Here is a 26362-nt window from a genome sequence, read left to right on the forward strand (position 1 = left end):
CGCCACGGCGCGGCGCACCTGGAGACCCCGTTATGAGCGAGAGTGTGTTTGCCGATCGCATCGTGCAGAACCTGCTCGACACCGACTTCTACAAGCTGACGATGATGCAGGCGGTGCTGCACAACTACCCCAACGTCGAAGTCGAATGGGAGTTTCGTTGCCGTAACAGTGAGGACTTGCGTCCGTATCTGGCCGAGATCCGCTTTCAGATCGAGCGTCTGGCCGAACTGAGCCTGAGCGCCGATCAACTGAGTTTTCTGGAGCGCATCAGTTTCCTGAAACCGGATTTCCTGCGCTTCCTCGGCTTGTTCCGCTTCAATCTGCGCTACTTGCACACCGGCATCGAAAACGGCGAACTGTTTATCCGCCTGCGCGGGCCGTGGCTGCATGTGATCCTCTACGAAGTGCCGCTGCTGGCCATCGTCAGCGAAGTGCGCAACCGCTATCGCTACCGCGAAACCGTGCTCGAACAGGCGCGAGAACAGCTCTATCGCAAGTTCGACTGGCTGACCGCCAATGCTTCGGCCGATGAACTATCGCAATTGCAGGTCGCCGATTTCGGCACCCGTCGGCGGTTTTCCTACCGAGTACAGGAAGAAGTGGTGAACGTGCTCAAGCACGATTTCCCCGGCCGATTCGTCGGCACCAGCAATGTCCACCTGTCTCGCGAACTGGACATGAAACCGCTGGGCACCATGGCCCATGAATGGATCATGGCGCACCAGCAACTCGGCCCAAGGTTGATCGACAGCCAGATCGCCGCCCTCGATTGCTGGGTCCGCGAGTACCGGGGATTGCTCGGGATCGCCCTCACCGATTGCATCACCACCGATGCTTTCCTCGGCGATTTCGACCTGTTCTTTGCCAAGCTTTTCGACGGCTTGCGCCACGATTCCGGGGATCCTGTGGCATGGGGCGAAAAATGCATCGCCCACTATCACAAGCTCGGCATCGACCCGATGAGCAAGACGCTGGTGTTCTCCGACAGCCTGACATTACCCAAGTCGCTGGAGATATTCCGCGCGCTGCACGAGCGGATCAACGTGAGCTTCGGCATCGGCACTAACCTGACCTGTGACATTCCGGGTGTCGAACCGATGAGCATCGTGCTTAAAATGACCGCCTGCAACGGCCAACCGGTGGCGAAGATCTCCGACGAGCCAGGCAAGACCCACTGCAAAGATCCGAATTTTGTCGCCTATTTGCGACACGTTTTCCAGGTTCCTGCCGATTCCAGTCTATCTAGCAAGGAGTGAATTCATGCAAGCCGTACAGCGTGAGATTGCTGAACAGCTCAAGGTGCAACCGCCGTTTGCTGACCACCAGGCCCTGCAAGCCGAAGTCGCCCGGCGCATTACCTTTATTCAGGACTGCCTGGTCAATTCCGGGCTCAAGACGTTGGTGTTGGGCATCAGCGGCGGCGTCGACTCGCTGACAGCCGGGCTTCTGGCCCAGCGCGCGATGGGTGAATTGCGCGAACGTAGCGGCGACAATGCGTACAAATTCATCGCCGTACGCCTGCCGTATGAAACACAGTTCGACGAGCACGACGCTCAGGCTTCGGTGGATTTCATCAATCCGGACGAACGCCACACCGTCAACATCGGCCCGGCGGTGAAAGCGCTGGCCAGTGAAGTCGCGGCGTTCGAAGGCAAGCACGCGGCGTCAGTGGATTTCGTGCTCGGTAACACCAAGGCGCGGATGCGCATGGTTGCGCAGTACACGATTGCTGGCGCGGCGGGTGGTCTGGTGATCGGTACCGACCATGCAGCGGAAGCGGTGATGGGGTTTTTCACCAAGTTCGGCGACGGCGCCTGTGACCTCGCCCCACTCAGCGGTCTGGTGAAAAACCAGGTACGGGCGATTGCCCGCAGCTTCGGCGCGCCGGAGTCGCTGGTCGAGAAAGTCCCGACGGCGGACCTCGAAGACCTGTCGCCGGGCAAACCGGACGAAGCGTCCCATGGCGTGACCTACACCGAGATCGACGCGTTCCTGCACGGCGAGCCGCTGCGTGAAGAGGCGTTCAAGATCATTGTTGATACGTACAACAAGACCCATCACAAACGCGTGATGCCGTTCGCGCCGTGATAAGCAGCGCCTTGAACGTCTGAGATCCCAGCGATCCGCTGTGATCGCTGTGATCGTTGTGATCGCTGTAGGAGCTGTCGAGTGAAACGAGGCTGCGATCTTTTGATTTTGCTTCCAACAAACAAGATCAAAAGATCGCAGCCTTCGGCAGCTCCTACACAAGAGCAAAAAAAAGCGTCCCTCGCGGGACGCTTTTTTTGTGCCTGAATGATTACTTCAGGGTCACAGTGCCTTTCATCATCGAGATGTGGCCAGGGAACGAGCAGAAGAAGCCGTATTTCTCGCTGGCATTGAGCTTCGACACATCGAAGGTCACCGAGTCGGTTTCCTTGGCGCCGATGATTTTGGTGTGAGCGATGACGCGTGCATCACCGTCCTTCAGGTAGTTCTTGTCGATGCCGGCGGCCAGGCCATCGGTAGCGATCGGCTGCATGTCAGCTTCTTTGCTGATCACCAGGTTATGGCCCATGACGTTCTTCGGCAGGCTGCCGGAGTGGGTCAGTTCGATGGTGAAGGTCTTGCAGCTCTTGTCGATTTCGATGGCCTTGGTGTTGAAGGACATCTGGTCGGTGGAGTCAACGGTGGTTTTGCACTCGGCAGCCATCAATTGGCTGCTGGCCAGCGCCAGCAGGGATACCGCAACAACTTTGGAAAACATGGTGAATCTCCAAGGCAGGGTTAACAAAAACACTAATGGTTGAAAGACTGCCTGAAATCTTCGCAAGTTCCTATGACTTGAGTCAAAAATTGTATACAACTTTCAGGCTATGACACTCATCGACACAATCTAACGGCCAGATCATCCGGCTGAACCTATGATCGGCGCATCTCACTGAAACGGAGCGTCTGTCATGATCTTTAACGGCCTGTTGTGCAGCTTGCTCGCCGCCTATGCCTGTGGCGCCAGCGGTACCTTTGAATCACCGGAGCGCGAACTCTAAACCTTGGATCGAGGCGTGCCAGCCAGTACCCTGTGCGACTGATTCGATACCGGAGAAAGGCATGTCTCTCACATCCGTTTGTGTATTTTGCGGTGCCAACGCCGGCACTGACCCAGCCTATACCGAAGCCGCCGTGGCCCTTGGTCGCGCATTGGCCGAGCGCAAGTTGACGCTGGTCTATGGCGGCGGCGCCGTCGGTTTGATGGGCATCGTTGCCGATGCCGCACTGGCCGCCGGTGGCGAGGTGATCGGCATCATCCCGCAGAGCCTGATGGACAAGGAAATCGGTCACAAAAGCCTGACGCGTCTGGAAGTGGTCGACGGCATGCACGCCCGCAAGGCGCGGATGGCCGAACTCAGCGATGCATTTATCGCGCTGCCCGGTGGCCTCGGCACCCTGGAAGAACTGTTCGAAGTCTGGACCTGGGGCCAGCTCGGCTACCACGGCAAGCCGTTGGGCCTGCTGGAAGTGAACGGTTTCTACAGCAAACTCACTGCTTTTCTTGACCATATCGTCGGCGAAGGCTTCGTTCGCGGGCCACACCGTGACATGCTGCAAGTGAGCGAATCGCCGCAAACGCTGCTCGACGCCCTGGATAACTGGAAGCCGACCGTCACGCCAAAGTGGGTCGACCAAAAACCCGGCTAACTGCCGGGCACCGATACAGGGCAGAATATGCGCCGCTCAACCTCACCTTCGACCCAAGAGGATCGCCCATGGCCAAACCCAATTACTCCTTCGCCAAACGTCAACGAGACCTGGAAAAGGAAAAGAAGAAAGAGGAAAAGCTTCAGCGCAAGAAACAAGTAGCTGAAGAAGCGGCACTGAACCCTGACGGTGAAGTGGCGACAGACGACGCTGTAGATGCAGAAACACAAGCAGATGCACCGAAAGAGCAGGCGCCTGACGCCTGATTGATTGCTTGATCCGCTCCCTCAGGGAGCGATCTGTGGCGAGGGGATTTATCCCCGTTGGGTCGCGAAGCGGCCCCCCTGCGTCCCGCCAATCCGATTGAGTTGTCTGGACTGGGCGACTGCTTCGCAGCCGAACGGGGATAAATCCCCTCGCCACAAAAGCTCCCCACAATAAAACGTCCTTACTCGACTGGCATCACCGTGACCCGCACTTCCGGATCATGGCTTCCCCCGCCCAGAATCACCCCGCGCAACGGCGACACATCAGAAAAATCCCGTCCCCATGCCAAAGTGATGTGCTCCAGCGCCGGCTGCACATTGTTGGTCGGATCAAAATCCACCCAGCCCAGCACCGGACAAAACACCGAAACCCAGGCATGCGACGCATCGGCGCCGATCAACCGTGGCTGCCCTGGTGGCGGCTGAGTCAGCAGGTAGCCGCTGATATAACGTGCCGCCAGGCCTCTTGAGCGTACACAGGCCAGCATCAGGTGCGCGAAGTCCTGACAGACCCCACGACGGCGCTCAAGCACTTCCACGAGCGGCGTCGCCACTTGGGTAGCTTCGGCATCAAAGGTGAATTCACTGAAAATCTTCTGCATCAAGGCCTGCACGCCCAACAGCAACGGCTGACCCGGTGGAAAACAGCTGTGCGAGAACTCGACGAAACTGCGTTTCAAATGCACGTACGGTGACTGGAAACGATAACGGCAAGCCTCAAGCAATTCGGCAGGTAGTGGCTGGCTGCTGTAGGTCAGTGCATTGCGCGTCAGCTCCCACGCCGGAGACTGATTGAAATCGAGCGACGGTCGCGCCAGCACTTCAACGGTAAGCCGGGCGTTGACCTGCAACTCATCGTGCGGTCGCTCAAACGCCAGCCGCGTCAGCGGATTGCCGAACACATCCAGCTCATCGCGTCGTGCCGATGGTTGTGGGCTGATCAGCAATTGTTGTTCAGTGCAGCGCTGCCAACTGCACTCACGCGGCCACAGGTGTGCCAACTGCTGCGCCAGCGAGACCGGGCTGTCGTAGTGATAACAGGTGTCGTGGAAGATCTGGTAATGCGCGCTCATCAGACGGACACCGTGCGCTGGCTGACATCATCGACATGGGCGAAATGGCGCAGGGCCAGTCGATCCGAGACTTGCCCGCTGGCTTCGGCGATCTCTTGCAGCAGATCCGCCAGACCATCGAGCGCTGCGCGTACGCTGGATTCACCGAACAGCGGGTTCTCCAGACAGCCCAGATCAAATCGTGCCAATCGTTCGACCAGTTGCGGCAGTCCGGCCTCGCGTGGCACACCGAAATCATCGTTCAGGCGTTTCAACGTGCGAGTCACCAGTTTCAACTGGAACAACACCGCGTGTGGGTTCTGTTCATCGAGCAACAGCAGGTCGAGCACCGGGATCAACTGCGCCACCGCCAGATAACGTGAGCGGTAAGTGATGCTGCTGTTGCCTAATTCCAGCAACCACTCAAGCCCGGCCTGATCGAACGCACCGGCGCCACGCAGAAACCCCGCCAGACTGCTGCTGAGGAATTGCAGCCGTTCGATACGCCGGCCGATCATCAGGAAGCGCCAGCCTTCGTCTCGGGTCATGTCGTCCAACGCGAAACCTGACAGCGCTGCCAGCGACATCACCAGACGGTTGAGAAAATCCAGCAACTCGCCAAAATCCGGCTCGTCGGTCTCCAGCTCCAGCGCTTCACGCTGCAACTCGACCAGCGCCTGCCAGTTTTCCCGTGAGAGCTTGCCGCGCACCTGCGAAGCCGCCCACTGCAAGCGTTGCAGGTTGGAGCGCAGGCTGAACGACCAGTCTTCGCCGAGCAGCGCAGCCAGCAAACGCTCCGGTAGTTCACCTTCGTCCGGCAACAGCGACAGTCGCTCGCCGAGATCGACCGCGGCTTGCAGCGCTTGCGGGTCGTCGCCGTCGACATACCGCGCGAGCATGATTCGCAGCAGCCGCGCACTGTCGTCGCAACGCTCGCAGTAACGGCCGAACCAGAACAGGTTTTCCACCACCCGCGACGGCAGATAAGGATCACGCCTGACCAGATCGTGCACGCCGACGTTGCGCTGGGTCTTCCACTGTTCGCCGCTCGGCGGACGATCACCCAGCACCCAGGTGTCCTTGCTCGCCCCGCCGCGCTGCATCGACACCACTTCGGCGTCAGCCTCGGCCGCCACCCGGGTCAGCCCGCCCGGTAGCACTCGATAGCCGTCACGGCTGGCCGCCGCGTACACACGCATACCGATCGCCCGGGGTTGCAACTGACCGTCTTCGGCTTGCCAGATTGGCGCCTGGGAGAGCTGCGCCAATTCTTGCGCAACATAGGCGTAAGGGCGCGCCTGCATGCGCTCCGCGAGGGATTGGCGCTGCTTTTCACTCAGATCGCGGCCAAATACCGGCGCGAAGCTTTGTGAAGGAAAGGCCGGTTTTATCAACAGTTCAGGGAGTTTTTCCAGCGCCTGGGCCAACACCGGCGCTTCACCGCACCACCACGTTGCGATGGACGGCAGGATCAGTTCTTCGCCAAACAGGAATTGGTTGATCCTCGGCAGAAAACCCAGCAAACCCGGCGACTCCAGCACGCCGCTGCCCAGCGCATTGGCGACCAGCACCCGCCCCTGTCGCACCGCCTCAAGCAGACCGGGAACGCCGAGTGCCGAGTCCGTGCGCAGCTCCAGCGGATCGCAGAAGTCGTCGTCGAGCCGCCGCATGATCGCGTGCACCCGGCGCAAGCCGCTGAGGGTTTTCAGGTAGACGGTGGCATCGCGCACTGTGAGGTCGCCGCCCTCCACCAATGGATAACCGAGCTGACGCGCCAGATAGAGGTGTTCGAAATAGCTTTCGTTGAACCGCCCCGGCGTCAGCAACACCACCAGCGGCGCCTCGTCATCAGTGGGCGCCTGGCGGGCCAGTGTTTCCTGCAACGTACGGAAGAAACCGGCCAGATGCTGCACCTTCAGATCACGGTACAACTCGGGGAAGGCGCGGGACACGATGGTGCGGTTTTCCAAGGCGTAACCGGCACCCGAAGGTGCCTGCGTGCGATCTGCCGTCACCCACCAGCGCCCGTCCGGCGTGCGCGCCAGATCAACCGCGTATAGATGCAGAAAAGCACTGTCCGGCGGCACAATGCCCTGACACGGCCAGAGAAAATTGTTGTGGCCGAATACCAGCTCCGCCGGCAGCAAACCTTCGCTGATCAAGCGCTGAGGCCCATACAAATCGGCCAGCACGGCATTGAGCAATCGTGCTCGCTGGCTGATCCCGGCCGACAATTGCTGCCACTCATCCGCCGCAATCACATGCGGCAGCAAGTCCAGCTCCCATGGACGATCCGCGCCTTTGGGATCGGCATAGACGTTGTAGGTGACGCCGTTTTCCTGAATCTGCCGGGCCAGCAATGCCTGCCGCTGCACCAGTTGCGCCGGTGTGCTGCGCTGCAATTGGTCGAACAGCCGTTGCCAATGCGGGCGCACCGCACCGCTGGCATCCAGCAGTTCGTGATAAGTGCCCGCCGTCAGCGGGTAGCGGTCTAGCAGGTCAGGCATGGAAAGCTCGGCAGACAGCAAGGAAAGGTCAGACTAACGCAGGCAGATGACGCCCGGATAGACGAAAAATCCGGGCGCTGCGTACGATTCAGAAACGGCGCAAATCGATTGTCATCGGTAGCTCGTCGTTTATTTCCACATTCGGTATAGGAAGTTTCCCCGGCGTATGTCCGATGCGGAAGAAACGCGCCATGCGCCGGCTCTCCGCTTCGTTGGCGTTGACCGGTAGCGTCTCGTAATTGCGCCCACCCGGATGCGCCACGTGGTACTGGCAGCCGCCCAGCGAGCGCGCCATCCACGTATCGAGCAAGTCGAACACCAGCGGCGCGTGCACCGGGATATTCGGTTGCAGGCAGTTGGCCGGTTGCCAGGCGCGATAACGCACACCCGCGACAAACTCGCCGACTCGCCCGGTCGGATGCAATGGCACCGCGATGCCGTTGCAGGTCAGCAGGTAGCGTTGCGGTGGCAGGCCTTTGAGCTTGACCTGCAAGCGCTCCAACGATGAATCGACGTAACGTACCGTGCCGCCCGCCGTGCCCTCTTCACCCAGCACATGCCACGGCTCAAGGGCCTGACGCAGTTCCAGTTCGATACCGTTGACCGCGTAATCGCCAACCTTGGGAAAACGAAACTCCAGATGCGCCGCGAACCACTCGGCCCGCAGCGGATAACCGGCACTGTTGAGTTCAACAATGACGTCGGCGAAATCCTGTTCGATGAAGTGCGGCAACAGGAACCGATCGTGCAGTTCAGTGCCCCAGCGCGCCAGTTTCGGCGGCGCATACGGCTCGCGCCAGAAACGTGCGACCAGCGCCCGCAGTAACAATTGCTGGGCCAGGCTCATGCGCGCGTGCGGCGGCATTTCAAAGGCGCGCAGCTCCAGCAAGCCGAGGCGCCCGGTGGCGCCGTCCGGTGAATAGAGCTTGTCGATGCAGAACTCTGCGCGATGGGTGTTGCCGGTGACATCGATCAGCAAGTTGCGCAGCAATCGATCCACCAGCCACGGCGCGCACTCCTCGCCCGGCTCCGGCATCTGCGCGAAGGCAATTTCCAGTTCATACAAGGCGTCGTTACGCGCCTCATCGACTCGCGGCGCCTGGGACGTCGGACCGATGAACAAGCCGGAAAACAGATAGGACAGCGACGGATGGTTGTGCCAGTAGCTGATCAGGCTGCGCAGCAGATCCGGACGCCGCAGAAACGGCGAATCGGCCGGCGTCGCGCCACCGAGGACGAAGTGGTTGCCGCCGCCAGTGCCGGTATGGCGCCCGTCGATCATGAATTTTTCGGTGGTCAGTCGGGTTTGCCGCGCTTCTTCATAGAGAAACTCGGTGCGCTCGACCAACTCGTCCCAGGTCGCCGACGGCTGCACGTTGACCTCGATCACGCCCGGGTCCGGGGTGATGCGGAAATTGCTCAGGCGCGGATCGCTCGGCGGCTCGTAGCCCTCCAGCAGCACCGGGCAGTGCAGCTCTTCGGCGGTGGCTTCGATGGCTGCGACCAACTCCAGATAGTCCTCGACCCGCTCCAGCGGCGGCATGAACAGGTACAAGCGCCCTTCTCGTGCTTCAGCGCAGAACGCGGTGCGGGTCAGCCAGTCGGCGGATTCGTCGATTTTCGGTTGGCGCTCGTCAGCCGTGGCCGGTTCGCCGTGACTGTTGAGTTGCGCAGTCTGCGGTAGCTCCGGGAAGTCCTGGTTTGGGTCCTGCGGATGGATAAACGGATACTCGGCCGCTTTCACCCAAGGCTGCGCACCCAACGGCAAACGATAGCCCAGCGGCGAGTCGCCCGGCACCAGCCGGCAATGTTCATCGCGCAGATACCAGCGCCCGCTCTGCCATTGATCGCCCTTGGCGGTACGCGCCAGCGGCAGTACCTGGCCGATGACTTTATCGAGTCCCTGATTGAAGACTTTGCGCAGCCGCGCACGCTCCAGCGGTTCTTCCAGACGCGAGTCTTCGGCGCTGACGTTGCTCGGCAAAGTTCCTTCACGCCAGAGGTAATAGAAATTGTCCTCGTAGGCCGGGAACACAAATCGCGTGGGAATTTTCAGGCGTTCGGCGACACTCGCCAGAAAGCGCCCGGCGAGTTCACCATCGGCGCGGTAATCCTGCTGCTCGTCGGCGATTAGCGCGTCGTTTTGCCAGATCGCCACACCGTCGCGGCGCCAATAGCAATTGAGCGACCAGCGCGGCAGTTGCTCACCGGGGTACCACTTGCCCTGGCCGAAATGCACCAGACCTTTCGGCGCGTAATGCTTGCGCATGCGCTGGAACAACTCGGCGGAGAGCCGACGCTTGTCCTCGCCGAGAGCGGCGGTGTTCCATTCGGCGCCGTCCGGGTCATCGATGGAAACGAAGGTCGGTTCGCCGCCCATGGTCAGGCGCACGTCGCCCTCCAGCAGGTCGGCATCGATCTGCCGGCCCAGCGCCTGAATCGCCAGCCATTGCTCGTCGGTGTAGGGCTTGGTGACCCTTGGCGCTTCCCAGATTCGCTCAACCGACATTTCGTGGCTGAACTGCGTCTCGCAGGGTTCGACCATGCCGCTGATCGGTGCCGCCGAGGACGGATCGGGACTACAGGCCAACGGGATATGCCCTTCACCGGCGAACAGCCCTGACGTGGCATCGAGGCCGATCCAGCCGGCGCCCGGCAAATACACTTCGCACCAGGCATGCAGATCGGTGAAATCCACCTCGGTGCCGGATGGCCCGTCGAGACTTTTCACGTCGGCGGTCAGTTGAATCAGGTAACCGGAGACAAACCGCGCCGCCAGTCCGAGGTTGCGCAGCAATTGCACCAGCAGCCATGCAGAGTCGCGGCACGATCCAGAGGCCTGTTCGAGGGTGTGCTCCGGGGTTTGCACGCCCGGCTCCATGCGAATCAGGTAATTGATGTCTTCGCTCAGACGCTGGTTAATCGCGACCAGAAAGTCCACAGCGGGCAGCGGCGTACGGTCGATGCCGTCGAGATAGGCTTTGAATGCCGGCGTCAGCGGCAAGGTTTCGAGGTACGGCGCCAACTCCTTGCGCTCATCGGCGGCATAGGCGAAGGGGATTTTCTCGGCGTAGGGTTCGAGGAAGAAGTCGAACGGGTTGAACACCGCCATTTCCGCCAACAGGTCGACTTCAATGCGCAGTTCGTCGGTTTTCTCCGGGAACACCAACCGGGCGAGGTAGTTGCCCTGTGGGTCCTGCTGCCAGTTGATGAAGTGCTGCTCGGGCGAGACTTTCAGCGCATACGAGAGAATCCGCGTGCGGCTGTGGGCAGCCGGGCGCAGGCGAACGATCTGCGGGCCGAGTTCGACAGCGCGGTCGTAGCGGTAATGTGTGACGTGATGCAATGCGACATGAATCGACACGGCGTGCCTCCTGCGAGCCCTAAGCGTATTCGAAAGCGCGCAAGACTTATGCCATGCACAGGCTCGGGCGCTTTTGCGGAATGCTCAGGGCAGTACAGCACCAAAATCGGGCGATGCGAGGAAATGGTTTGGCGAAGTTGCGCCTAATTGTGGCGAAGATCAAAAGATCGCAGCCTGCGGCAGCTCCTGCAGGGAAACGCGAATCCCACTGTAGAAGCTGCCGCAGGCTGCGATCTTTTGACTCAAAAAAAAACGCCAACCCGAAGGTTGGCGTTCTGTTTAGCGTGGCACGACCGGTTTGCGTGTCGGCTTCGGCCCTTTGCCCTTGGCCGCGTCCTTGCGCTCCTTGGCGGCCTGCTGGTTGCGGGCGAACGCCGCAGCCTTGGCCTGTTCACGCTTGTCCCACGGATTACCGCCATCACTGGCACGCGGCGGCAGGCCGGTGTGCTGAGTGAGGATCTTGGTGGTCTTCTCTTTGCCTTCCTTCGCCACTTTATGGCTGCCAGCCGGCGTCGAGTTCTTGCGACGGGCGCTCTGGTAGCTGTCAGTGGACGGCTGATGCAGCGGAATCAACTGATCCTTGCCCGGCCCGATCAAATCGGCGCGCCCCATGCGTTGCAGCGCTTCACGCAGCATCGGCCAGCCTTTCGGGTCGTGATAACGCAAGAACGCCTTGTGCAGACGACGTTGCTCCTCGCTCTTGACGATGGTCACACCGTCACTTTTGTAGGTGACCTTGCGCAGCGGATTCTTGCCCGAGTGATACATCGCGGTGGCGGTGGCCATCGGCGACGGGTAGAACGCCTGCACCTGGTCGGCACGGAAGCCATTGCCCTTGAGCCACAGCGCCAGGTTCATCATGTCTTCGTCGGTGGTGCCCGGGTGCGCGGCGATGAAGTATGGAATCAGGTACTGCTCTTTCCCGGCTTCCTTGGTGTACTTCTCGAACATGCGCTTGAACTTGTCATAGCTGCCAATGCCCGGTTTCATCATCTGGTTGAGCGGACCTTCCTCGGTGTGTTCCGGGGCGATCTTCAGGTAACCACCCACGTGGTGGGTCACCAGCTCTTTGACGTACTCCGGCGACTCGACCGCGAGGTCATAACGCAGGCCGGAGGCGATCAGGATCTTCTTCACACCCGGCAACGCGCGAGCGCTGCGGTACAGCTGAATCAGCGACGAGTGATCGGTGTTCAGGTTCGGACAGATCCCCGGGAACACGCAGGACGGCTTGCGGCACGCGGATTCGATTTCCGGCGTTTTGCAGGCGATGCGGTACATGTTCGCGGTCGGGCCGCCGAGGTCGGAAATGACGCCGGTGAAGCCTGGCACCTTGTCGCGGATCTCTTCGATTTCGCGAATGATCGACTCTTCGGAACGGTTCTGGATGATCCGGCCTTCGTGCTCGGTGATCGAGCAGAAGGTACAGCCGCCAAAGCAGCCGCGCATGATGTTCACCGAGAAACGGATCATGTCGTAGGCCGGGATTTTCTCCTTGCCGTACGCCGGGTGCGGGACACGTGCGTAAGGCATGCCGAACACGTAGTCCATTTCTTCAGTGGTCATCGGAATCGGCGGCGGGTTGAACCAGACGTCGACTTCGCCATGCTTCTGCACCAGCGCACGGGCGTTGCCCGGGTTGGTTTCCAGATGGAGTACGCGGTTGGCATGCGCATAAAGAACCGCATCGCCACGGACCTTTTCCACCGACGGCAGACGAATCACGGTCTTGTCGCGGGTCATCCGTGGGCTGGCCAGGATCTGCACGACCTTGGCTTCTTCCGGATCATCAACCGGGCCCTTTTCCTGCTCGATGGCGCAGGCCTGGGTGTCCTGGGTATTCACGTACGGGTTGATGATCTTGTCGACCTTGCCCGGACGATCGATGCGCGTGGAATCGACTTCGTACCAGCCCGCAGGCGTGTCACGACGGATGAACGCGGTGCCGCGCACATCAGTGATGTCTTCAATCTTGTGACCGTAGGACAGACGCTGGGCGACTTCGACAATCGCCCGCTCGGCATTGCCGTACAGCAGGATGTCGGCGCAGGCGTCGATCAGGATCGAGTTACGCACGCGATCCTGCCAGTAGTCGTAATGCGCGATGCGGCGCAGCGAAGCTTCGATGCCGCCGAGCACGATCGGCACGTTTTTGTAGGCTTCCTTGCAGCGCTGGCTGTAGACCAGACTGGCGCGATCCGGACGCTTGCCGGCCATGCCGCCCGGGGTGTAGGCGTCATCGGAACGGATTTTCTTGTCGGCGGTGTAGCGGTTGATCATCGAGTCCATGTTGCCGGCCGCGACGCCGAAGAACAGGTTCGGCTCGCCGAGCTTCATGAAGTCGTCTTTGGACTGCCAGTTCGGTTGGGCAATGATCCCGACGCGGAAGCCTTGCGACTCCAGCAGCCGGCCGATGATTGCCATGCCGAACGACGGGTGATCGACGTAGGCATCTCCCGTAACAATGATGATGTCGCAGGAATCCCAGCCAAGCTGATCCATCTCCTCCCTGCTCATCGGCAGGAATGGCGCTGGCCCGAAACATTCGGCCCAATATTTTGGATAGTCAAATAACGGCTTGGCTGTTTGCATGTCGACGACCGGTGTTGAGATGAAAAATCGCGGGCGCGGAATATAGCACAAAAAATAACCAATTCCGACGGCAATGGTCGGTTTCTCTTTATCGTTGCCCGGGATCGTTCGCGACATGCCCCGCGAACGTCCCACGCGCGCGAACCGGCAACGCCGTCAGATTTTTCAAGCCCTGCATCATGCGGGGCAGACATGAAAATACTAAAGGATGAGTATTCATGATCGGCAAGACCAGCAAGGGCGCGAACGGCGCCACCACGACAAGGCCTGCGATGAATGGCACATCGGGAACAGATGCCCTCACGCGGGTTGATGTCCCCGGCATTCACTCTGCGGGCCCGGCAAACCGGTTAGTGACGACGCACCCGGCCGGCGTCGACCTTGACGCAATCACGCCCGCCCCCACCGTCAGAGCGATACCAACGGCTATCGACTCGCCAGCATTGCCCGTACACCGTGCACTGCAGGATTACTGCATCACGCCCCCGCCGGAATGGGACAGTTCCTCTACCCAGAGCCCGCGAATCATTAAAGGACGCATGTACGTCACCTTGCCCGATAACCAGATCGTGCAGATCGCGATGGACATTGAAACCGGGTTTTACCGGGCCAGACGCCCAAGCGAGCGCGATCCTTCCGGGCCGATACTGCAACCCGATCCCGACGGCAGGTTCTGGCGCGAAGCAGGCAATGTCGAAGCGCTGCCGCTGACCCTGAGTGACACCCGGCTGGAGGCCTTTCGCAGCGACATCGATTTCACCGGCATCGAACCCGGCAGCGACGGTCTGCACCGTTTTGACGGCAAGCTCTACGCGGTGATCCGCGACCATGCTTATCAGGTCCTGCATGACCTGGATGCTTCTACGCCGACAACCGCGGTACTGCGTATCGTCCGCGCGGAAGACGCCGTGGCCCATGACGCCAACAATATCTATGTGGGTACCCGGCCGGGACGTTCGGAGGCCGTTGTTCTCGATCCGCAGCACGGCTGGGTCGGCACCAGCGTAAAAGGGGCCGGCGGGATGCGGCGCGTAAACCCTGCCCCTCTTCTGCCTGATCGCATGCTCGTTTCGCCCGCCCTGCTGAATAACGGACGAGCCAGGTGGGATGCGGCCAAGGAACGTAGCGAAAAAGCCGAAAAAAAAAGGCTCGAACAGGAGCCGGGAAGCCAAGGTGAAAGAGGCGCACTGGCGTTACTGGAAGGGTACGCTCGCCAAGAACAGGAGCTGCTCACGCCCCTCATCAGCCTTTATGTGAACGAACGTGACGCGATCATCCTGTATGAAAAAGACAGGTACCTATCCGAACTGCACGAAATGCGGGCGCGCAGCATCGAACTTTGTGAGTACCAGATTTATGCAAGGGAAAGTCGCATGACCATTGAGCGCGCGGGCTTGCACAACCTGCACCAGTTCTACAACGCCGATGCAGAATACCTGTGGAAGAAGCGCGAGCTTCTCGAAACGCGTCAGCAACTGATCAATGACTTCGTCAGACAATCGCGCTCGTCCGCGTTCGAAATCGCTTCACGCAATACATTAGCATTGGATTTGCACGTGGCATCTGCCTGGTGGGTCAGCTTCAAAAGCCGACTGCTGAGCGGCAGACCCGCCGACAGCCAGTCCGCGCTGGCGCAACTGGGGAGCTGGCACGTTGAAACGACTTCGGCTTTCTATGACATCGACAGTATTCCTCAGCAAGCGCGCCTTGCGGTCATTACCGACTTGCTGGATGAGACCGCAGCCATCAGGGCCTCCTACGAAACCCTGGTGCTTGCGCCGGAGTCTTCCGAGGCCGGCGTCCGTCGGCAAATCGTCGAGGTCGTGCAATCTTTTGAAAACGTACTGGAAGAGCGGGCGAGTCGCTATCACCGCGAGTCGCTGACTACGGCGGCGCTGCCGGCGCAGGATCAGGTGATTGATTTCGACTTCGTGCCTGCGCAGGAAGTCTCCGGCCCGGCGCCAACACGCAGGCGTTTGTTTCGCGCCAGACACCATAACGTCTCCAGGATCAGCGTCGGTCATCCACGCCGCACCGCTTCGGGGGAAGAAGTCATTGATGTCACAGACCCCATCAGTAATCAGGTCTGGCAAACGTATGAGCGCCGTGATGGCGAATGGCGCCGACAGACGCCGCCGCGAAACGATGCCTTGCCTACACTGGTGGCATTGGCCAACGAGCGACTGGGCCAATGCGATACACACCTCAATAGCGCCAGACAGGATGAAAAAGCCAAGCGAAACGCCACCAATATCGTCGAATCGCTGGGCGCAAAAGCCGAACAACTGGACGACGTCGCCTCGCAACTGGAGCGCCTGCCGAATGCGCTTGACGAGAATATCGTTCCGCTCGTTCGACAGTTACGTCATGACAGTCAGCGGCTGCGTACTGAGGGCGAGAATATCCGCGTCCGGCTATACAAGGACAAGTCGTTCCTGAGCGCGAACCGAGTGGCGTACCTGCTCGACCAGAATCAAATCCTCGCAGTGAAAACCCATACCCGGCTGGAACGGGGCAAGGGCAGCAACAAACACTATCTCGATATCTACTCGCTCAATGACAGGCTCAGTGGCGAGCCGCTGTGGCACGCGCATTTTCACTACGACAGGAAGGACAGCGCAGCGCTCGATTTCACCGTACAGGGAGGCCACCTGAAAACCCTCGAGCAAAGCGGCTTGGGGCTGGCATCCCAACAAAAGGATCAGCAGGCCGGACGCGTGCACGTGCCGATCTGGCGTGAAGCACTCGACAGCAGGACGGCGCAGAGAATTTTTGATATCGCGCGGTGATCGCTCGACTGTCGCGGCAAACGAACAACATACAACCGTTCAACATCAGTCGTTGCAGCCGCGCTATTGATACAACAATCACTCAAGGATGAGTACACATGAAAGGCAAAACTCCCACAGGCACATCGGCTATTACTCCACCGCGACAACCCGCCATACACTCTGACTGGACTGAGACGCCCTCGCGCATCGATGTATCGCCACTTCCCCATCTGCGCGAATCCAACATCGCCGCAAGCACAACGGCTACCAACGTCAACGTTCAGGCAGGCCCCTCAACTACGCCGCTCACCGTCACCCCGCTGCCCCCCTCAACGCTAGCCGCGATGGTCACAAGCGCATCACGACTCTCAGTGGCAGATTTCCATGTCACGCTCCCGGATAACCTTCAGGCCACCATTGACAGTCAGGGCGTACGAACGATCAAAGGGCGCAAGTTCGTCAACTTGCCGGATGGCAAGACGGTGGAAATCGCCAGTGATCCGGACACCGGCCTCTACCGTGCCAGATGGCCGACCCAGCGCGAGCCTGGGCCGGTGCTGGTGCCCGATCCTGGCGGCGAGTACTGGTGGTCGCCCTCCGATGTCCTGACAGACGCCCGTCTCGAAAGCTATCGCACGCAAATAAATCTGGAGGGTGTGCAACCTTACATCAACGGCGTGTACCCGCTCGACGGCAACACTTACATCATTATTCGCAAGAAAGTTTATCGGGTGATGTGGGATCAGCATGGGGCCCAAATGATGCACATCGTGCATCAGAGAACCGCAAATGACGTGGACAACCATGCTTTTTTTCAGCCCGAACTGATCGCTCAGGGGGAGCCGGTGATTTTCGATGCGCGACTCGGCTGGATTGACGCCGGGATCCGACGCGGCGACAACGAGGTTCTTTCCCTTCCTTCCCCGGAGCGTCGCCTGCGTGAACTGTTTCCCACCATCGAGGATGACCTGGTGCGCCTGACGATCGAGTCGCTGGGTGTTGACCTGCCGCGCAAACTGACTCAGTTCGAGGTGGGTCTGAGCAGGCTGCAAACGCGATTGTCCCGATGGCAGGAAATCGCCAACGCCACGCCTGGTATGCCTGCCTCGAACAATGCCATCGAAACTGCCAGTCAGCGCCTGCTGAGCATCTGGCGCAGGACAGGGCCGCTGCATCTGGATGCAAACGGAACCCCCTTGGGCATGGAGCTCAATCTCAGTGGTCTGGGAATTACCAATCTGCCGTCGCTGGACGGGATTGAATTCAGCCATGTCACTTCACTGAAGTTGCGCAGTAATAATCTGGATCGAAACATCAATCTGTCCGCCTTCAAAAATGTGCTCGACCTGGACCTGTGGGGTAACAAAATCGAAGGTTCGATTCACCAGCTGAGCGCAATGCAGCATTTGACTCACCTTAATCTCGACTACAACCCGTCACCCATAAATCCAGGTGAGCGGCTGGTTTCCAACACACTGCAAGTGCTGAGTCTGAACAACTGCGCGATTGCTGACGCTCCAGACTTCAGCGGCCTGCCAAATCTTCGCAGGCTGGAAATGACCTACACGAATCTTGCGCGATGGCCAGCCAGCCTTGATCAACTGCCACTGCTTGAAAGGGTGGATCTGAGATACAACGCCCTCAGCGAATTGCCCGACGCCCTGATTGCACCAGCATTCGAGCATCTGGCGAATACGCGACTGAGCAACATCGTCAATGTGGATGGCAACCCGTTTTCTCTGATCACGCTCGAGCGCGCCAGCCTTTATCGTCTGCGCCTTCTGGCCAGCGGATTGTCGCTGTCCAATCCGGAGAACCTGTTAAGCACCATGAGATGGCTGGAGCCACTGCCGGTTCGACTTCCGGCACACAGCGACTATGGCAGCGGCGCGGCATCTGCTCTGCTGGTTCGGGTACGCGAGTTGTATCCCACGATGGGAAATAATGCCGATGCGTTTCTTCAGTCCATGGGCGTGGATGCTCCCAACGTCCTGACACGGCTGGAATATGAGTTCGAGGTGCTTAAAACCCAGCTCAACGCATGGTCCAAAGGACAATTCAATATTGCCTCACAAAAAATCTTGAAATGCTGGCGGCGGGAGGGGCGAATGCTGCTTGGGGCAGGGGGAGAGCATTTAGGCCTGAAATTGAATCTGACCAGTTTGAATCTGGAGAACATGCCGAGCCTGGATGCTGATTTCAGTTTCGTCGCCTCGCTCAACTTGAAACGTGCCCGCTTGCATCACAATCCTGACAGTTTCCTGGGGCGATTCCCGAATTTGCACGAGCTCGATATCTCGCAGAACCAGCTGCGCAGCGTGCCTTCGGCATTGGCGAAAATGCAGCATCTGACACGCTTGAACATGAGCGACAACTGTCTGGGGCCTGACGCAGCGCAACTGATCCAGGACCTGGGGCCAAGGACGTCCCTGCGGGAGCTGAACCTGAGCAGGAACAGGTTCGTGCACACGCTTGATTTGAGCTTGTTGCCAGCGTTGCGAAAACTGAATATTTCCCGTACGCAAATTGATTCCTGGCCGCCCGGACTGGAGAGAATGCCGGCACTGGAGGAGGTCAACCTGTCACATAACGGGTTCAAAGACCTTCCCCTTTTCCTGCTTGCGCCTGGTGATCAGGATCTCGCCGGGTTTGTCCGTCTCTATGACAGCCTCGACATCACCGGCAACCCGTTGTCGTCCGACACTCAATCCAACTTAAGGCTACTCGCAAGCAGGCTTCAAGCCGCTGGCATAACACTGCAACGGCCGCGAAACCTGCTGACCGCCGTCAACCCTGAGAATCAGGAGTTGCCTGTCAGCTTCCTCCCCACCCGCCCCGCACAGCCCAGCCCAGCGTCCTGACGCCCGCTCGACGCGTCCAGGAAATTTTCCCTTCCTACAATGAACAGTCGATCAATCACCTGATCCAGTCGCTGGAGCCCGACGTTCCAGGAAGGTTGGCTGCGCTGGAACACGAGCTCAATACGCTGAAATCCCAGCTGCAGGACTGGGGCGGGAACAATAAAAAACCAGCATCGGAGCGCATCTTGAGCTGCTGGCGGCGTGAAGGTATTACGCAATCGACATCGGCCACGCCGGATGGAGCATTCCTTGACCTGACCCTGGACTTGAGCGGTCTCAACGTGGAGGTGCTGCCAAATCTTGATGCCGACTTCAGCCATGTCGGTTCACTGCTGATGAAAAACGAGGGACTGTACAGTCCTCCCGAAGGCTTCTTGAGCCGATTTACCAACCTGCGCACACTTGATCTGACGAACTCGTACCTCACCGAACTACCTCAAGCATTGCGCAACATGAACCATCTGACACGTCTGATTCTCAACGGCAACAGCATCGCGTTGACTGATGCGACAGCGCGAATCCTGTCGCAACGCACAACCCTTCAGGTGTTGGAGATGAATAATAATCCACTGCAGTGGTTGCCGGACCTCAGCCAGATGACCCAATTGCGCGCGTTGGCCCTGTCGCGCACAGGCCTGCGGGACTGGCCACCCGGGCTCGAAGCATTGACTTCGATGCAGCGGATCAATCTCAGCCGCAATAACCTCACCAGTATTCCCGACTATTTGATCAATCCTGCGCAGCAACATCTGGCAGCTTCGGCGCGGCTCACCAACGTGATCAACGTGTCCCATAATCAATTCGACGAAAGTGCCCGGCAGCAGGCGCTGATTTATCAAATGCGCCTTGAAGCAGCCGGAATACGCTTATCCCGGCGTAACCTGCTGCTCACGATTAACGAATAATGAAGAGATCGCCCTGGCAGGAATGATGATTCGATAGCAAGGCGCCTTTTCACTGAGCGAGGCGCAGGCCCCGCCAATCAGACCTTTTCCCCGTCATCATTGTGCAGGGAAAAGGTCAGTGCTCAAGGATGAGCAACCCGGTCAATCATGGCGCTCTTTCAATCCGCAACAGAACGCTTGACCTGATCGTAAAACACCGACCCCGGCAATGACGCCGAACGCTGCCCTGCCAGCATTTACCGCCCCAGGTGCAGCAAGTCTCAAGGAAGAAAAACTCAATGCCCATCAAAACACCTCCGCGCAACACTGTCACAGTCGACATCCACACGCGTCCTGTGCAGCCGGACAGTCTGCAGGTGCGACAGCCCGAGCTCCCGCACTCTCTGGATCCGGGTATGTCGAACATCGCAAGACCCCACAACCCCAGGGATTCGGCAAGCACTTCGGGGCGGCCCGACCTCGATGCCATCAGCCCGGTAGTGGTGACGCCCACGCCTGTTTCCGCTGCCTCAGGAACAACTTCCACACCGGTGATCCGAACACTGGAGGACTACCGGATCAGCGTAGCGGTGCATCTGCCGAATGCCGACGCCGAGGGTTTCATCATGTTCAAGGGACGCCGCTACGTTGAAGTGGCCGAGGTCGGCATTATCGCTGTCGCGACGGACGCCACCGGTCAGCACCGTGCCAGATTGCCCAGTGAGCTGGAGCCTTCCGGACCGCTGCTGGTACGCGACTCAATCAGCAGGCTCTGGCATCAAGTCGACGAATCGCCCATCACTTTTGCCCTGAGCGAAAGCAGCTTGCAAGGATTCCGGACACCGCTGGACTTCGCTGATGTCGAACCCGATGTCAACGGACTGCACCGCTTCGACGGCAAGCTTTACGTGGTGATAGACAGCCACACCTACCAGGCCCTGCACGACCTTGATGCGTCGACGCCGCTCACCCCGGTGATGCGTATCGTGCGCGCCGCGGATGCGGTGGCTGGCGACGTCGATAACCGCTATGTCGCGACACGCCCAGGCAGATCGCAGCCGATTGTGTTCGACGCCGTAGAGGGCTGGGTTGGCGTCAGTATCCCGGGCGCCGGCGGCATGCGGCGGGCGGGGGATCCCCCGCCGCGCACATTGAAAGAGCGTCTCAGCGCCGCCCTCAATCGCTTGAAAAGCCCGGAGTCTCGCGCGCGCAAGTTGTATCCGGCTCTCACCGAGAGGCAAGTCACAGCCCTGCTCACATCACTTGGCGACGATGTTTCGGGAGGATTGGCTCGCCGGGAAGCCGAGTATAAAAATATGGAAAAGGCATTGAAGGCCTGGTCGCTTGCAAGTAGCCAGGATCTGATAATTCGCTTGAACTCGATCAAAATCAAACAATGCTGGCAGTCCCCCACAACAAAGAAACTTGAGCTTAGAGCTGAAAATTTTACCCTGCCGCTGCTCAAGGCCGACTTCAGCCATGTCCGCACGCTCGAGCTGGACCAGGTCAACTGGTCAGTCGCAACCGAGACATTCCTCAGCAATTTCACCGGCCTGACCCGTTTGACAGTGACACGTTCCACGCTGAAAAAGCTGCCGGACTCCTTGGCGACCCTGCACAACCTGACCGAGTTGAATCTGCGCAACAATCAGCTCCGGCTTGATGAGCAGGCTGCGGTCAGCCTGGGGAAACTCACGAAACTCAAGTCCATTGATCTGTCCGAGAACCCTCTGGGGCGAACCCCGGACTTCAGCGCGATGAGCGATTTGCAGACCCTGAACCTGAGCAAAACCGGTCTTAAACGATGGCCTGAGGGCTTGCAGCATCAGTCGAGGCTCAAACTCGTTGATCTGCGCGGCAACGATCTGCGTGAAGTGCCAAATGCGGTCCTCAACCCGCCAGCGGAGCAGTTGTCCGCTCGCGCCAGGATCAATGGCGTCACGCAACTTGAAGACAACCGCTTTGAAGCGGACCTGTGGCGGTCGCTCGACGCGTTCTGGGTGCGGGTAGCCGCGGATCATCCGGAGCTGGCCGCCCAGGCACTGCCGGGCGCGTTCCGTCTGGACGGCCACGTTCCAGAGATCGCCATGGTGCGCCGGATGTACCCCGACAAGGATGTGCAGACTGCCAAGGCCTACTGGAACGCAATGGACGATGCCACGCAAAAGGCGCTGCCCGACCGCATGCAGAAATTCGACCTGATGGCGGCACAATTGGAGCGGTACGTTCAAAGCTCGTCCACGGCCAACGTACAGACCCGCCAATGGGTACAGCAGGTTGCGAGGAGCCTCAAGGAGTGCTGGTTAAACGATACCTTGACCACGCTGAAGTTGCCGAAAGGACGCGGGCCGCTCCCGGCACTGGAGGCGGATTTCAGCCATGTCCGTTCTCTGGAAATGAACAACATTGCCTGGTCGGACGCTGGCGACCGGTTCCTGTCGAGTTTCACCCACCTGAAAAAACTCTCCATCACTCAAAGCGACCTCGGCAGGCTGCCGGCCAGCGTGGAGCACATGCAGCAGCTCACGCACCTGGATCTGAGTAATAACAGGATCGCTCTCGATGAGCACACCACTAACGTCATCACTGGCCTGCACCAGCTGTCAGACCTCAATCTGTCGGGCAATCCACTGGATGGCATCCCTGACTTCACCGACATGTCGGGGCTTGAGTACCTGCGGCTGCGTAACACGGAAATCGAACACTGGCCGAGTGGATTGCAAAATAAGACAGCACTGAAAGTCGTTGATTTGCGCGATAACCGCTTGAATGAAGTACCGCATGCACTCCTTGAACCGGCGCCTGATCAGTTGCTCGCCATCGGCAAGATCAACAGCGTCATCCAACTCGACGGTAACGACTTCCCCACCGAGTACTGGCGCAAATTCGACGAATTCTGGCAGCGCCTGAACGAAGCTCACCCCGAACTGACGCCCGCTGCCGAGGGCGTAATCTTTGATAGTGGCGACTCCCCCGCCCAGCGCTATCAACGACTGTATCCAGGCAAGGACATCAATCAGTGCAGAAAATATCTTTGGAGCCTTGAGGGGGATACGGCGGTCACGACACTGCGCAACCTCGAACAGGAGTTCGGAAAACTGAAGCAACAGCTCGACGACTGGGTGTTCTCTGGACGGGGAGCTCGTTCGGCTTACGCTCGGGCGAACCAGGTGGCCCTCAACGCGCAGGCCCGCCCTGACCGTGAGATCGCTGCCGCCAGGATTCTCAGTTGCTGGAGACGGGAAACACCGCAGAAACTGGCCTTTGATCGCACGCCCATCGGGCTTGAGCTGGATCTCAGCGGCCTGTGGCTAGGAAGCCTGCCGGATCTCGACATTGACTTCAGCCATGTCGGTTCACTCAAACTGAGCCACATGAACCTGAGTATTTCGCCGGAGGGCTTTCTGACCCGCTTCCGCCATGTACGCTGGCTCGATCTGTCGCACAACCAACTGCACACACTGCCGCCCGCCATCGGAGAAATGAACGGGCTGACCCGACTTTTTCTGCAGAACAATCAGTTAATGCTGACGGCTGACACCGCCCGGGTCATTTCAGAACGTAGAACGCTACGAGGCCTGGGCCTTCACAATAACCCGCAACTGGGCGTCGTTCCTGACTTCAGTCAGATAACCGACATGCGCTCGCTCAATATGGCCCATACCGGCATCGACACCTTCCCGAGCGGCATTGCCGATCAGCCACTGCTGGACCACTTCGACTTGAGCTCCAACAGAATCGTGGACATTCCTGACGCGGTCATCGCCCCCACGAACGAACGACTTCTGAACACCGCGCGCGTCAACGACTTTACCAACATTGGCTCGAATCCGCTGTCCGAGGCCACATTGGCGCGGATCGACCTTTACGAGGCCCGTTTGATCGAAGCGCAAGTACCTCTGCGCGAAGCATTAAACCTGGTCGACACTGCACGCGTCCAAGCACCTGTGGCAATGCGCGCACTCGCCAATAATTCAATGGCGCGCTGGACTACCGGGATGTCCCCCGACCAGATAAATACCAGGAAAATCCAGTGGCAAACGGTGCGCGAGGAGGAAGGCTCGAACGGCTTTTTCAACATGCTGGAGCTACTTAGAGTCAATAAAGCCGGTCACGCGGATCAACAACGGAGGTTGTGGGCGCTCATCGATTCGATGACCGAGCACTCTGTGGAGTCGAAACGCCTGCGTCGCGAACTCCTGGACCGGGCGGGTGACGCAACCTGTTGTGACCGGGCGGCGTTCACCTTTACCAACCTGGAAACCAAATCGCTGGCCTTCAAGGCGATCGCTCAGGCTACGGATCAAACTCAGGGCCGCAACCTTTCCATGCTCTCTCGGGGACTGTTTCGCTTGCACGAAGTCGACAAGATCGCGTCCGCCGACATCGCACGCAGTGAGGCAATACTCGGCGATCCGGCGACGTCTGAGATCGAAAAACTCGTGCATAGCGAACGTCTGAGAGAGGAAGTGGAGATCAGGCTTGCCTATCGCTATGGTCTAAAGGATCGCCTGCAATTGCCGGCGCAACCCGATCAGGTCTTCTACACCCACATGGCCAAGGTGTCGGAGGGAGCGCTGGAGGCGGCTTATCGAAAAGTGGTGGCACTGGACGACTCGCCCGAAGAATTCCAGGCGCTGTTGTCCGAAGAGTTCTGGCAAGACTACGTGACCAACAAATACCGGGGGCAATTCGAAGACCAACGCCAGCCATTTCAGCTGCGGCAGACAGAACTCGCCGCTGAACACGCAGCCAATAGACTGACGCTTGATGAGTTCAAGGCGCAATCCGAATCGCTGGAAGCAACGAATCGGATCGAGGAAGCGTCGCTCATCGAAACGTTGTCCCGACAGGAACTGGGCATGGTTCCAGTCGGGAATAACGGCGCGGGAGCCGTTGGCGCTGCTGGATAACAGGCTGAAATAGCAGAGCTGGCCGAAGGGTTTTCGGCCAGCCTTTATTCGTCGTCGTCGAAGTTGTAGCTGCCCGGCGCGAGGTTCTCGAAACGGGTGTACTTGCCGATGAACGCCAAGCGGATAAAACCGATCGGGCCGTTCCGCTGCTTGCCGATGATGATTTCGGCGATGCCTTTGTGCTCGGTTTCCGGGTGATACACCTCGTCCCGGTACACGAACATGATGACGTCAGCATCCTGCTCGATCGCTCCGGATTCCCGGAGGTCGGAGTTGATCGGGCGTTTGTTCGGCCGTTGCTCCAGGGAGCGGTTGAGCTGGGACAACGCCACCACCGGGCAATTGAATTCCTTGGCCAGGGCTTTCAAGGAACGCGAGATTTCGGAAATCTCGTTGGTCCGGTTGTCGCCACCGGAACCTGGAATCTGCATCAGTTGCAGGTAGTCGATCATGATCAGGCCGATGTCACCGTGTTCACGCGCCAAGCGCCGCGTGCGCGCTCGCATTTCTGACGGGCTGATGCCGGCCGTGTCATCGATGAACAGCTTGCGATCGTTGAGCAGGTTGACCGCCGAGGTCAGGCGCGGCCAGTCATCATCCTCCAACTGACCGGAACGCACCTTGGTCTGATCGATCCGGCCGAGGGACGAGAGCATACGCATGATCAGCGATTCGCCTGGCATCTCGAGGGAGTACACCAGAACGGCCTTGTCGCTGCGCAGCACGGCGTTCTCCACCAGGTTCATCGCGAAGGTGGTTTTACCCATCGACGGACGGCCAGCAACGATGATCAAGTCAGCCGGCTGCAGGCCGCTGGTCTTCTCATCGAGGTCGGTGTAACCGGTCGACAGACCGGTAATGGCGTTGTCGGTGTTGAACAGCGTGTCGATACGATCGATGGCCTTGGTCAGCAACTCGTTCACACCCACCGGGCCACCGGTTTTAGGCCGGGCCTCGGCAATGGCGAAGATCTGGCGCTCGGCTTCGTCGAGGATTTCCTCGGCGGTGCGGCCTTCCGGATTGAACGCACTGTCGGCGATCTCGGTGCTGATACCGATCAGTTGGCGCAATGTCGCGCGCTGACGAACGATCTGCGCATAGGCCTTGATGTTGGCGACGGATGGCGTGTTTTTCGCCAGTTCGCCGAGGTAACCGAGGCCGCCAACCTGTGACGTCTGACCTTCCTTGTCCAGTTGTTCGGCAAGGGTCACGACGTCAATCGGGGAGTTCTGATCGGCCAGTTTGGCGATCGCACGGAATATCAGGCGGTGGTCATGTCGATAGAAATCGCCGTCGGAGACTTGATCGAGCACGCGTTCCCAGGCGTTGTTGTCCAGCATCAGACCACCGAGAACAGCCTGTTCGGCTTCGATGGAATGCGGCGGCACCTTCAGGGCAGCGGTTTGCAGATCGTATTGCTCGGGAGCGGAGATATCGTTCATGGCCACTTGAGTTGTTTAGTGAAAACAGGGAT

14 protein-coding genes are annotated in these 26362 nt (G+C 59.2%); 8 read left to right on the forward strand and 6 right to left on the reverse strand.

What is annotated here, in order from left to right:
* Positions 1 to 32 precede the first annotated feature (32 nt).
* Both pncB and nadE read left to right on the forward strand, forming a co-directional pair.
* Positions 33 to 1256 (forward strand): nicotinate phosphoribosyltransferase, encoded by a 1224-nt coding sequence (gene pncB, locus ICA16_RS17635; protein ID WP_210701151.1) that lies wholly within the window; start codon positions 33 to 35, stop codon positions 1254 to 1256.
* A gap of 4 nt (positions 1257 to 1260) precedes the next feature.
* The gene (gene nadE, locus ICA16_RS17640) at positions 1261 to 2088 is read left to right on the forward strand and encodes an ammonia-dependent NAD(+) synthetase (RefSeq protein ID WP_150602616.1); all 828 of its coding nucleotides are present in this window, start codon (positions 1261 to 1263) and stop codon (positions 2086 to 2088) included.
* 211 nt (positions 2089 to 2299) lie between these two features.
* Here the strand turns inward: nadE and azu are convergent, their stop codons facing one another.
* Positions 2300 to 2746 carry an azurin gene (azu, locus tag ICA16_RS17645; RefSeq protein ID WP_042557408.1) on the reverse strand — a complete coding sequence of 149 codons (447 nt, stop codon included), beginning with the start codon at positions 2744 to 2746 and terminating at the stop codon, positions 2300 to 2302.
* Between the two features lie 344 nt (positions 2747 to 3090).
* Between azu and ICA16_RS17650 the strand changes: the two genes are divergently transcribed.
* Positions 3091 to 3678: an LOG family protein gene (locus ICA16_RS17650; RefSeq protein WP_150602617.1), complete on the forward strand. Its 588-nt coding sequence runs from the start codon at positions 3091 to 3093 to the stop codon at positions 3676 to 3678.
* Between the two features lie 68 nt (positions 3679 to 3746).
* Positions 3747 to 3944: a hypothetical protein gene (locus ICA16_RS17655; protein ID WP_150617990.1), complete on the forward strand. Its 198-nt coding sequence runs from the start codon at positions 3747 to 3749 to the stop codon at positions 3942 to 3944.
* Positions 3945 to 4126: 182 nt separating this feature from the next.
* Here ICA16_RS17655 and ICA16_RS17660 read toward each other — a convergent pair whose 3' ends face one another.
* The 4 genes from ICA16_RS17660 to ICA16_RS17675 form a co-directional block, all read right to left on the reverse strand.
* Positions 4127 to 5017, reverse strand: a complete 891-nt coding sequence (locus tag ICA16_RS17660) for a transglutaminase family protein (protein ID WP_210701152.1) — start codon at positions 5015 to 5017, stop codon at positions 4127 to 4129.
* Positions 5017 to 7503 (reverse strand): circularly permuted type 2 ATP-grasp protein, encoded by a 2487-nt coding sequence (locus tag ICA16_RS17665; RefSeq protein ID WP_210701153.1) that lies wholly within the window; start codon positions 7501 to 7503, stop codon positions 5017 to 5019. The genes ICA16_RS17660 and ICA16_RS17665 overlap by 1 nt, the downstream gene beginning before the upstream one ends.
* Before the next feature lie 88 nt (positions 7504 to 7591).
* Positions 7592 to 10867, reverse strand: a complete 3276-nt coding sequence (locus ICA16_RS17670) for a transglutaminase family protein (RefSeq protein WP_210701154.1) — start codon at positions 10865 to 10867, stop codon at positions 7592 to 7594.
* 279 nt (positions 10868 to 11146) lie between these two features.
* Positions 11147 to 13459, reverse strand: a complete 2313-nt coding sequence (locus tag ICA16_RS17675; RefSeq protein WP_150617994.1) for a YgiQ family radical SAM protein — start codon at positions 13457 to 13459, stop codon at positions 11147 to 11149.
* Positions 13460 to 13677: 218 nt separating this feature from the next.
* Here ICA16_RS17675 and ICA16_RS17680 point away from each other — a divergent pair, with 218 nt between their 5' ends.
* The 4 genes from ICA16_RS17680 to ICA16_RS17695 all read left to right on the forward strand — a co-directional run bounded on the left by ICA16_RS17680 (position 13678) and on the right by ICA16_RS17695 (position 24888).
* Positions 13678 to 16248 (forward strand): beta-propeller fold lactonase family protein, encoded by a 2571-nt coding sequence (locus ICA16_RS17680; protein ID WP_210701155.1) that lies wholly within the window; start codon positions 13678 to 13680, stop codon positions 16246 to 16248.
* 98 nt (positions 16249 to 16346) lie between these two features.
* Positions 16347 to 19091, forward strand: a complete 2745-nt coding sequence (locus ICA16_RS17685) for a leucine-rich repeat domain-containing protein (protein WP_210701156.1) — start codon at positions 16347 to 16349, stop codon at positions 19089 to 19091.
* Between the two features lie 95 nt (positions 19092 to 19186).
* Positions 19187 to 19996, forward strand: coding sequence for a leucine-rich repeat domain-containing protein (locus tag ICA16_RS17690; RefSeq protein ID WP_210701157.1), 810 nt, complete (start codon positions 19187 to 19189; stop codon positions 19994 to 19996).
* A gap of 395 nt (positions 19997 to 20391) precedes the next feature.
* The gene (locus ICA16_RS17695; protein ID WP_228734197.1) at positions 20392 to 24888 is read left to right on the forward strand and encodes an NEL-type E3 ubiquitin ligase domain-containing protein; all 4497 of its coding nucleotides are present in this window, start codon (positions 20392 to 20394) and stop codon (positions 24886 to 24888) included.
* 44 nt (positions 24889 to 24932) lie between these two features.
* On the opposite strand, the gene dnaB is transcribed toward ICA16_RS17695, so the two are convergent.
* A complete protein-coding gene (gene dnaB, locus ICA16_RS17700; protein WP_042557399.1) occupies positions 24933 to 26330 on the reverse strand; it encodes a replicative DNA helicase in 1398 nt (465 codons plus the stop codon).
* Positions 26331 to 26362: the final 32 nt, after the last annotated feature.

Origin of the sequence: Pseudomonas anatoliensis, assembly GCF_017976235.1 — a bacterium.
GTDB classification, from domain to species: Bacteria; Pseudomonadota; Gammaproteobacteria; order Pseudomonadales; family Pseudomonadaceae; genus Aquipseudomonas; species Aquipseudomonas anatoliensis.

Bases quoted from the DNA above. Each gene is read 5' to 3' on its own strand.
- ICA16_RS17650 (WP_150602617.1), top strand. From the start codon at position 3,091: ATGTCTCTCACATCCGTTTGTGTATTTTGCGGTGCCAACGCCGGCACT.
- ICA16_RS17695 (WP_228734197.1), top strand. From the start codon at position 20,392: ATGTCGAACATCGCAAGACCCCACAACCCCAGGGATTCGGCAAGCACT.
- ICA16_RS17655 (WP_150617990.1), top strand. From the start codon at position 3,747: ATGGCCAAACCCAATTACTCCTTCGCCAAACGTCAACGAGACCTGGAA.
- azu (WP_042557408.1), bottom strand. From the start codon at position 2,746: ATGTTTTCCAAAGTTGTTGCGGTATCCCTGCTGGCGCTGGCCAGCAGC.
- nadE (WP_150602616.1), top strand. From the start codon at position 1,261: ATGCAAGCCGTACAGCGTGAGATTGCTGAACAGCTCAAGGTGCAACCG.
- ICA16_RS17665 (WP_210701153.1), bottom strand. From the start codon at position 7,503: ATGCCTGACCTGCTAGACCGCTACCCGCTGACGGCGGGCACTTATCAC.
- dnaB (WP_042557399.1), bottom strand. From the start codon at position 26,330: ATGAACGATATCTCCGCTCCCGAGCAATACGATCTGCAAACCGCTGCC.
- ICA16_RS17680 (WP_210701155.1), top strand. From the start codon at position 13,678: ATGATCGGCAAGACCAGCAAGGGCGCGAACGGCGCCACCACGACAAGG.
- ICA16_RS17675 (WP_150617994.1), bottom strand. From the start codon at position 13,459: ATGCAAACAGCCAAGCCGTTATTTGACTATCCAAAATATTGGGCCGAA.
- pncB (WP_210701151.1), top strand. From the start codon at position 33: ATGAGCGAGAGTGTGTTTGCCGATCGCATCGTGCAGAACCTGCTCGAC.
- ICA16_RS17660 (WP_210701152.1), bottom strand. From the start codon at position 5,017: ATGAGCGCGCATTACCAGATCTTCCACGACACCTGTTATCACTACGAC.
- ICA16_RS17685 (WP_210701156.1), top strand. From the start codon at position 16,347: ATGAAAGGCAAAACTCCCACAGGCACATCGGCTATTACTCCACCGCGA.